Origin of the sequence: Flavobacterium sp. LC2016-23, from assembly GCF_009674775.1 — a bacterium.
In the GTDB taxonomy this organism is placed as follows: Bacteria; Bacteroidota; Bacteroidia; order Flavobacteriales; family Flavobacteriaceae; genus Flavobacterium.
The window spans coordinates 23,393-32,043 of record NZ_WKKE01000037.1 but is presented as its reverse complement, the minus strand read 5'-3'; the positions used below and the strand labels follow the sequence as shown (position 1 = coordinate 32,043).

At 38.2% G+C, this 8,651-nt stretch carries 4 protein-coding genes and 1 pseudogene; all 5 read right to left on the bottom strand.

Translation table 11 applies throughout. The features are described 5' to 3' along the window. Positions 1–323: pseudogene (locus tag GJU43_RS22880) on the bottom strand (RHS repeat-associated core domain-containing protein); the annotation flags it as partial. A gap of 204 nt (positions 324–527) precedes the next feature. After that, positions 528–1,046: a hypothetical protein gene (locus GJU43_RS22155; protein WP_154344066.1), complete on the bottom strand. Its 519-nt coding sequence runs from the start codon at positions 1,044–1,046 to the stop codon at positions 528–530. A 129-nt stretch (positions 1,047–1,175) separates the two neighbouring features. Continuing rightward, the gene (locus tag GJU43_RS22150) at positions 1,176–1,541 is read right to left on the bottom strand and encodes a hypothetical protein (protein ID WP_154344064.1); all 366 of its coding nucleotides are present in this window, start codon (positions 1,539–1,541) and stop codon (positions 1,176–1,178) included. A 15-nt stretch (positions 1,542–1,556) separates the two neighbouring features. Continuing rightward, positions 1,557–8,186 (bottom strand): RHS repeat-associated core domain-containing protein, encoded by a 6,630-nt coding sequence (locus GJU43_RS22145; protein ID WP_195760086.1) that lies wholly within the window; start codon positions 8,184–8,186, stop codon positions 1,557–1,559. A gap of 4 nt (positions 8,187–8,190) precedes the next feature. Next, entirely contained in the window at positions 8,191–8,646 is a 456-nt protein-coding gene (locus GJU43_RS22140; protein ID WP_154344060.1) for a T9SS type A sorting domain-containing protein, read from the bottom strand. Positions 8,647–8,651: the final 5 nt, after the last annotated feature.

Here is an 8,651-nt window from a genome sequence, read left to right as displayed (position 1 = left end):
CCTACAGCACTAAATCCCAGTACCGGAGGTTTATTATAATTATCCAAATAATTATTGGTCAGATTTGTCGCCACTGCTGAAGCACCCGCTGATGCACCTGCTGCACCAATACTAATAAAAGCCGAAGAATTCCATTTGGCAGGGTTCAACTCGCCTTCACTGGTATAGGCACCCATTATATATCCTGATAAAAGGTAACCCGCAAATACGTTCCAAAATTCACCTGTATTTAAAGGATTGTTTAAAACATAGCCATAACGATTGTAATTCTGCGTATTAAACTGATCCTGAATATTGTTGTCCGGCTGTAAAAAATGATGCAAATTAGGATCTTATATACGGCAATTCATATTTGTGAGACCCACGCTCTGCTAATGTTAATGACGTCTGATAGCTAAAACTGTTAAACATGATAGAAGTTAAGTCCTTCACTTAAAATATTGGACAATTCTTATTTTCCAATTTAATTATTATTGATAATTTAAAAATTGGGGGCGAGACAATTGCAAGGGGTTAAAAACATAAACTTATTGCTGTAAACAAGTAATTAAGTTCTCAAAAAATGTTCCTGAAAATTTTTTTTCTAATTCTTTATTAAAATGGCTTATCATTTCTGTAGGCATTTCCATACATCCTACGAATCCATCTCTTCTTAAACTAAAATCATCTTTTAGCCTACTCCAAAATTCATAATCAGTTTCATCAAGATATAAACTGAAAAAATTATAATATCTTAAAATAAGATTTACTTGCTTAAACCAGTCTCTTTCTCTAAATATAAAATTGATAAAAACAGGATGAACCTTAAAAAACATTTCCTTCTCTACAGCACTATTAAAACCATTAAAAATTTCAATAAATTTTATTGAATCGGAATCTTTAGAAAGTGAAATAATATCTAAATGAAAATCATAATCTTGACAGTTACTTTCTATTTCTTTCTCGGAAAATGAAATTAATTCCTCTTTAGTTATTAAATTTAATTCAAAGCCAATTTTAAAAAAAGTATAATCCATAATTGTAAGTTTTTTTTTGATAAATTTCATAATATTCATAGTTTCATTGCTTTGGTAAAAGACCGATAATTTGCATTTATACCTTTACTTTGCCCAAAACTGACAAGATCGTTATCTATTCTGTCTCGCAATTTTATCACTTGTTTTTTTTCTGTTTTTTTAATGTGTCGCAATATAAATATTACGAGAAACCACTGAAAGCACAGCTACCACTAGGACATCTATAATTAGAACCAAAACAATTATTACTTTCTGTTTTCTTGATATAGGATATTGCACAACCCAGTTATATTCCCTTTTTTTGATTAAAGTGTGAAATATAAATAACCAAAATGTTGCTAGTCCTAAAATAAAATATTTACCAGGCGAAAATAAAAATGACATAATCAATTGTAAATTTATCATAACAATTGTTGACATAATTATTACTGGAAAAATTCTCCAATATTCTCCTCTTTCTTTATAAAAAAAGATATACATTTTTGAAAAGAAAGCGAAAACAAGTTCTATTATTTTAATTATCATTTTTTTTTACTGATTTTAATTCCTTACCCTTGTATTATCAATTTGAACCTTTTGAAGATCATTAAAATTTATAATCTTATGATCAAAATAATCTGGCGTATTTCTAACACCCATAAAATAAAATGCCGAAATACCTACACCATAAGAACCTCCAATAGAAGCACCTGTCATACCAACATCCAATAAAAAAATTGAACCTGAAATTTTGCCCTTTAAAAATTCATCATAGGACATGGTTAAGCTGTAGAAAGAAGCGCCATAACCAGCATACCTAGCCGCTCCTTTTAAATATTGTAACTTATTAGTGCTGTTTTTAGTTCCTCCAAAATAAACTTTACCATCAGTAATTCCTGACGCACTAGTCATAAACTCATATTTATTCAAAGGTTGATAATTTTGGATTCTAAAATTTCTTAAATCGCCAACTTTATCAACATTCTTTTCAAACTCACCTAAAGCATAACCGATGCCGACGAATGTAGAATTTGTGATTAAAGAAGAAACAGTATTTCTATTATCACTAGCAATGTTATTATTCGAAGTATTAGAATCATTCACAAAAGAATGCATATCATTACCCGATCCTACAGCACTAAATCCCAGTACCGGAGGTTTATTATAATTATCCAAATAATTATTGGTCAGATTTGTCGCCACTGCTGAGGCACCCGCTGATGCCCCTGCTGCACCAATACTAATAAAAGCAGAAGAATTCCATTTGGCAGGGTTCAACTCGCCTCCGCTGGCATAGGCACCCATTATATATCCTGATAAAAGGTAACCAACTACGTTCCAAAATTCACCTGTAGGATCGGTATATTTTAAAGGATTGTTTAAAACATAACCGTAACGATTGTAATTCTGGGTATTAAACGGATCCTGTATATTGTTGTCCGGCTGTAAAAAACGATGCAGATTAGGATCGTAAATACGACCGTTCATGTTGATGAGCCCCACACTTTGTATATGTTCATGTCCGGTATATCCCCTGTCTAAAACCGTTAAACCCGATAGCGGTATACCAGCTCCGTTCTGTACCTTTTGCACACCACCCCAGGCATCAAACAATCGCTTTTCAACAATTGATCCTGCCTGATTGGTAATGGCCACTATCGACCCCTGATAATCCCGTTGTAAATATAAATAATTTTGATTGCTTCCTCCATCACTCCTGAATACTACAGGCGCGGTATAACCATCACCACCGATATACGTGGTAAATTCAACTGCTCCTGTTGTTTTATTTTCCTTAATTTCCATGGTGCCGTCAGCGGAATAGTGTTTTCGGTAAGGTCGCAAGAGTTTATCCTGCACGCCGCCGTAAAACATCGTACTTCGTTCATTCTGATCATTGTAATTAAAACTTACTTTCTCCAGACCCGTTTCTTCTATTTGCTCGGGACTATTAAAAGCAGTATAGGTAATGATCTGAGCTGGTTTGCCCTGATAATAAGGCAAGGCTTTTGCCGTAAGGTCAACAGACGAGTGCTGATATACTTTTCCGCTGGTCGGATACGTGTAAGCGCCCTGCTCATTTGACGTAATTCTGCCTTTGTCATCATATCCCTGGGCAATTGTACTTTTTTCGTGCCCCATTACATTGTCAATCTGAATAACATTGTATAAAGGAGAACTCGTTTTCTCTATTAGTAACGTTAAATCACTGTATTTTGTAACGGTGTGGCTTATGTTTATCGTTTTCGATGATGTTAAGGTTGCTTTAAAAATTTTAACTTTTCCCAGCGTTACCGGATCTTGTTCCTGGATATACGCAGTAAAAAGATCGGAACCCACAACTTTTTTAAAATCAAAACTCAGCATTATTTGATCTCCTATAGCTTTACCCGTAAGCAATGTTTTTTTCACCGCCACACCACTATTCGAAATCCCCACAACAAAACTGCCTCCCGAAATACTTACTGTTCCTTTTTCAGACTCATAACCTTCGGTATTGGAAGTACTAAAAGTGCTGTTTAAAAATTGCCCGGTTGTGGTAGTAGCCGTAAGCCGGTCTGACGAATCATAACTAAAGTCCTCAGGAAAATTAAAAAGACTGTTTTTTCTGTTTTTCAAATTTCCGGTCTGAGCATCAAAAGAGGTTTCCAGTTTTAGTATGCTTGTTGTTCCTAAACTGAAATCTTTACTGTTGATATAACCGGCATTATTATACGAATTCGTTACTTTTATACCATTGCCATAGGTACCGGAAAGCAGCGATCCGTTTGGAGCGACATTGTCCGTTTGCCATAACACGGTTGCATTGTCCGTGATTTGGTATAGGCTGCCGTTTTTATAGGTCTTTGTAATCGTTTTGGTACTGGTTTTACCGGTAGCGGTTGCCGCAGTACTGGTTTCAGTATGTACTCTTCCAAAAGCATCGTGGCTAAAAATTTTAGTAAAGGTGGCATAAGGAGTCGTTTCAATTACTTTATTGACTCTTTGCCAATTGTCATACAGATACGAATTACTTATCGTTGTATTTCCATTTTTTATGTCCGTAAAAGTACTTCCCGTTAACAGTTTTGTGGCCGGATTATAGGTATAGGTCGTTTTGGAATTCGTTTTAGGCCCTGCTATTGTTTTCTCTTCCGGCTTTCCGAAGGCATTTAATTTATAATTGGTAATTCCGTTGCTGTTTTCCTCTTTAATAAGTTCATCAAAGTCATTGTAGGTATATTTAATAATCCCTGCAGAAGGGTCGTCAAGCTGTATTTTCCTTCCCCACTTATCCTGAAGTATTTTTGTTTTTATACCGTCATAATCGGTTTCTTTCAGATTACCGTTTGCGTAGTAACTATATTTAATGGTACCTCCCGGAGTATCGGTTACCCCAACCACATTTCCAATAGCATCCTTAACTGTCGTTTTTGACTTTGTGCCATCATTTACCGTGGTACGTAAACCGGAATAGCTAATGGTAGTGATTTTTCCGGTAAACGAAATGTTTTCGGTAACCCTGCCGTAACTATCATATTTCGTTTGGTTCCATTGACGCGGAACGTTTCCAAAATACGGTTCGCTCACTTTATACTTTCGATCGTAAATGTCATACATAGCGTATACGAAAGAGAAAATTCCTGCACTGTTTTTACTGCCTTCTCTTACTTTTCTGCCCAAACCGTCAAAGGTTTCCATGGTCGCACTGCCATCTTCTGCAGTTGCCGTAATAATGGTGTTGTCCATAAGACCTGAATAGGCATAGTTGATCGTCTTACCCAGATAGTTCGTGGCTTTTGTTTTTCGGAACCAGGCATCATATTCATACACTGCCGTTTGTCCGTACGGATTGGTCTCTATGTGCAGCATGCCATTTGGATAGTACAGAAAAGTGGTACGTAAAGACTCCATATCTGTTTTTGCTGTCAGCAACCTCCCCGAAGCGTCATACGCCCAGCTTGCCGTTCTGGAATTGGGTCCTGCTGTAATTTTTTTCGAAATCATATTTCCAAATAAATCATAGCTGTTGTCTTCTGTAATGTAGCTGGTGGTGGCATCAGCCCTTTTCTTAACCTGCGAAAGTAATTGCTGCGCATTATAACCATATACTTCCTCACTTGTTGCCACATCACCATTGTAAAAAACTGTTTGCTTTTTACTTTTGGGTCTGCCCACAAGGTAAGGACCTGCAGCAGGATCCTGATACGCGATATCCGTTACTGTTTTTTGTACTACAGCCAATGCTGCATCTTTTATTATACTTGTTATTTTTACCGGGTTATTCGAGGCATCATATTCTGTTTCGGTTTCTGTTTGGGTCCCTGCCAGGCCATCAAAATCAGCTGAGGCTATATTTATAAGTTTAAACACTTTATTAGGCTGTAAGGCTTCTTCCGGTCTGTTATACCTAAATTTTGATTGTGATATAAAAGATGCCGGCGTTTCAGCAGAAGGTAATACCATGCCTTCCACGCTGTAATTTTCAACATTTGCCCCTCTTAACAGAAAATCATTCCTGGAAACCGTTGAAATTACAGAGGCGTCCGTATCATGCCTGTTGGTTCTCATGGTTGCCTGAAAACCCAAAAAGCCTAAACCTTCCACATTTAGCATGGCACCATAATACCTGAATATTTTTTTTGACGGGCCGTTATTCGGATAATCGATTTGCGATACCACCTTAAATTCCGGGCTGTACTGAATACTCAGGTTGGGATAAAGCTGGGGACTGCCCGCTTCATAAACACCATTTCCGTTTTTTAAGGGACTGTAGGTTATGTTTTCCTTTACGCCATTCCCGAGCGTAATACTTTTTAGCAAATGCTGATCGGAAACATAATTCGTACAGGAAAAAACCGAAATTCGTGCATTTCCTGTATTCTCAGGGGCACCAATCAGGGCCAGTTCTGTTTTTAAAGGATTTTTTTTCTTGACCGTAGCCAATTGCATATAATTGAATGCATTATCATTCGATGGATCGGTATCGTTCTTATAAGTTTGCAGCTTCTTATCTAAACCAAAGGAATTCCAGGAAGCCGCATTGACTCCGGGTCTGTAATACGAATCGATTTTAATTCCGTAATCGTAGTTGTATCGGTATCCTTGTACATTACGCACATACCATTTACCTCCGGACTGGTACATTTCCTGAGTGGTATATTTTTCTTTATACTCCGTTCTTTTGGGTTCTAACCGAACGATATCCGACTTGCCGTCATTATTCGAATCCACAGACATGAAACTTACCGTATACGGATACACCAGTTCAGGAAAAGATCCGGGTAAAAATTCCTCTATAAAATACATTCCTGCTGTAGCAATTAGTACTTTCTTAAGCGCCACCAGCAAAATATCACTTTTGCCATCCCCGTTATAATCTCCGATTACAACAGGAAAGCGTTGAATACCTGTTCCTGCTATGGTCGTATTGATACCAGCCGTATGCTGCTGAAAAAAAGTGCTGCCAATGTCTCCCGGCAAGTCCTGTTTCCAGCTGATAATTTCCGTTAATTTACCCGCTATCAGGGTATAGCCTTTGATATCATTGTACGGAGCACCCCTGAAAAGAATCAGATCCATTTTTCCATCGCCGTTAATATCGCCTTTTTGGAGTATCGAGGAACCGGTAATCGCGGCCAAACCGCTAGAAACATTGGGAACCAGATTAAACGTTTTAATACCGGTTGGCAGCGATCCGATGCTGGTGACCCAATTTGAAGTGACTCTTCTGTCAAAATTAAAAAATTCAACCTGACTCACACCGTTCACTTCATTATGCACGCGAATCACGTCCGTTAAATTATCGCCGTCAAAATCACCCGTAAATAACCCGCCTGTATTTTGATTTTCTCCTCTTAGTGCCACTGTTGCACCGGAATGAAATGTTCTTTCATAATCCAATTCCACTTTTTTTGAATCAGGATTGTAATTAAAAATCTTATACCTGTAATCGGTTTCACCGTTACTTACATTATAAGAATAAAATCTTTGGTTTTTAGGGATTTTTAAGTCCTTATCCAACACATTTATAATTCCTGCCGGAAACTCTCCCGCCGGAAGACCTAATGACAATAAACCGGTACTCGAAACCTCCTGAACAGAGTAATCATCTGCTATTTCACCCAGGGTAATCCCGTTTTTTTTAAGCAGTAATTCATTTTCACCGTCGCCGTCAAAATCACCGGATAGGGTTTGTGTAATACCCTCTGTGGTAAATTTATTCAAACCGGTATGGGTCAGTTCCATTGACGGTGTAAAGGCCGTTTGATTTTCGGCATAGTAGAAAACGGTTGGGTTGAGGCTTTTAGTAGTATCTCCTGTTTTTTCTGTAAGGGCCGTTAATCTTTCATAGCCAAGCGACGAACGATCGTAACTCAGGGCATAATTGCTAAAACCAATTCCTGAAATTTTCGTAGTGATACCGCTTAACAACAAATCATCGCGAACCTGCTGTCCGGCAATTAACTGAATGTCCTGTTTGAATTTATTGATATAGGTGAACATTATTTCATTTGGCGCCGTACCCTCATTTCTGGCACCATATTTTATAGAGGCAATATTCAGGGTATTGTTATAATGCGGAAAATAGGAATAACTGATTCTCAGTCCCTGGGCATTCTCCCAATAGGTGATGGCATAATGATTGGCACCGCGGGAATTAGAATTGTTTCCTTTTTCATATCCATAATACGCTTTGGAACCGTCCGGATACTCTGCCACAAAATATTCCGGACCGATATCACGGTTAGACGATACGGCCCCATAGGAGGTCACTTTTACATTCGAGTAATTTTCTGTTTCATATACAGTGCCGTTTCGGCCATAAAGTGATTGTTGGCCGTTTTTTACCAGTAAACGCTGACCGTCCAGGGCATAATTATCAGAAATAGAATAATTAATCGTGCCTGCATTGCCATTGTGAAATCGTGTGGACGGGATGCGCGTAATGGTCGAAATACCACCTATATTCCAGCCATAACCTGCAGCTCCGTTTCCGGACTGGCTGTTGTACGATAAATTGAGTTGTGGTACCACACCGTTAATTCCCGGTGGCACCTTAATCGGTATGGTGTAAGTTGCCGCACCACTCAGCGAAACAGACAATTCTCCTTTCGTTACACCCACTTCTGCAGATGAACCCGTTGGCGTAGTCTGGGCATTTGCAAATACCCCCAATAAAAAAACAAGAACAAAGTAAAGACTTTTCATACCGTTATGATTTGATGATTTTAATAGCTTTTTGAGAACCATTACTGTAGTACAGCACTACGATATATATTCCTCCGGAGTAATTTTGAAAAGGGATGTTTAGCTCATGGACACCTGAGCCCACGGGATAAGTGCCTAAAACCTGTCCTAAAAAAGAAAAAACCTGAACAGAGCTCACCCGATTATAGTCTTCGAGTTTCCAGGTCAGGTACAAAGTTTCCTTGACCGGATTCGGATAATAAGAAAGAACCTCTTCTGATGAAAAGGGCAATACCTCTTCCTGAGCCGAAGCTGCGGCCTCTTTTGCCTGATCGCTTTTGCCCGTTGCTGAGGGACATTTTAAACAGAAAGATCTTTTGGTCTGATTGCCGGCAGCATCATATTCGAATACTATTTTATTCGTTTGCGCATTAGAGACTAAGCAAACGAGGAAGACTAGAAGCAGTAATTCTTTTTTCATTTGTA

What these genes read in the sequence shown, in the direction of transcription:
- GJU43_RS22155 (WP_154344066.1), bottom strand. Translation starts at nt 1,046, where the DNA reads ATGAAATTTATCAAAAAAAAACTTACAATTATGGATTATACTTTTTTT.
- GJU43_RS22150 (WP_154344064.1), bottom strand. Translation starts at nt 1,541, where the DNA reads ATGATAATTAAAATAATAGAACTTGTTTTCGCTTTCTTTTCAAAAATG.
- GJU43_RS22145 (WP_195760086.1), bottom strand. Translation starts at nt 8,186, where the DNA reads ATGAAAAGTCTTTACTTTGTTCTTGTTTTTTTATTGGGGGTATTTGCA.
- GJU43_RS22140 (WP_154344060.1), bottom strand. Translation starts at nt 8,646, where the DNA reads ATGAAAAAAGAATTACTGCTTCTAGTCTTCCTCGTTTGCTTAGTCTCT.